Here is a 1,439-nt window from a genome sequence, read left to right as displayed (position 1 = left end):
TACCTGAAAAAAATCCTGACCGCGCGCGTCTACGACGTGGCCCGCGAGACCGAACTCGAACGCGCGCCGAATCTGTCGGCACGCCTGCGCAATCCGGTCTATCTGAAGCGCGAGGACAACCAGCCGGTGTTCTCGTTCAAGGTGCGCGGCGCGTACAACAAGATGGCGCATATTCCGCCGCAAGCGCTGGAGCGTGGCGTGATTACCGCGTCGGCGGGCAATCATGCGCAGGGCGTCGCGCTGTCGGCGGCGCGCATGGGCGTGAAGGCGATCATCGTGGTGCCGGTCACGACCCCGCAGGTGAAGGTCGATGCGGTGCGCGCGCACGGCGGCCCGACCGTCGAGGTGGTGCAGTTCGGCGAGTCGTATAGCGATGCCTACGGTCATGCGGTGCAGTTGCAGGAAGAACGCGGCCTGACCTTCGTGCATCCGTTCGACGACCCGTACGTGATCGCCGGCCAGGGCACCGTCGCGATGGAGATTCTCAGCCAGCATCAGGGGCCGATCCACGCGATCTTCGTGCCGATCGGCGGGGGCGGACTCGCGGCAGGGGTGGCCGCGTATGTGAAATCGGTGCGCCCGGAGATCAAGGTGATCGGCGTGCAGACCGATGACTCATGTGCGATGGCCGCGTCGCTGAAAGCGGGCGAGCGGGTCACGCTGAATGAGGTGGGTCTGTTCTCGGATGGCACGGCCGTGAAGCTGGTCGGCGAAGAAACCTTCCGGCTGTGCAGCGAATATCTCGACGACGTGCTGCTCGTGAATACCGACGCGCTGTGCGCGGCGATCAAGGACGTGTTCCAGGATACCCGCAGCGTGCTCGAACCGGCGGGCTCGCTGGCGGTGGCGGGCGCGAAGCAGTATGCGGAGCGCGAAGGCATCGAGAACCAGACACTGATCGCGATCACGTCGGGCGCGAACATGAACTTCGACCGCATGCGCTTTGTCGCCGAGCGCGCCGAAGTCGGCGAGGCGCGCGAAGCGGTATTCGCGGTGACGATCCCCGAAGAGCGCGGCAGCTTCAAACGCTTTTGCGAACTGGTCGGCACGCGCAGCGTCACCGAGTTCAACTACCGGATCGCGGACGCGAATTCGGCGCATATCTTCGTCGGCGTGCAGATCAGGAATCGCAGCGAGTCGGCGCAGATCGCGGGCGCCTTCGAGGCGCACGGCTTCGCCACCGTCGACCTGACCTTCGACGAACTCTCCAAGCAGCACATCCGCTACATGGTGGGCGGCCGCTCGCCGCTCGCGCATGACGAGCGTCTGTTCCGCTTCGAGTTTCCCGAGCGGCCGGGCGCGCTGATGAAGTTCCTGTCGTCGATGGCGCCGAACTGGAACATCAGCCTGTTCCACTACCGCAACCAGGGCGCGGACTACAGCTCGATCCTGGTCGGCATCCAGGTGCCCGCGAGCGAGACCGAGGCGTTCGAGCGTTT

1 protein-coding gene is annotated in these 1,439 nt (G+C 65.3%); it reads left to right on the top strand.

Annotation, left to right across the window (positions count from 1 at the left end; translation table 11 throughout):
- On the top strand, positions 1–1,439 hold a 1,439-nt coding region (ilvA, locus tag HV744_RS36565), incomplete at both ends, for a threonine ammonia-lyase, biosynthetic (RefSeq protein WP_175154084.1).

The sequence above is a fragment of the Paraburkholderia ultramafica genome (assembly GCF_902859915.1).
GTDB classification, from domain to species: Bacteria; Pseudomonadota; Gammaproteobacteria; order Burkholderiales; family Burkholderiaceae; genus Paraburkholderia; species Paraburkholderia ultramafica.
This window is presented reverse-complemented; position numbering and strand designations above follow the sequence as displayed.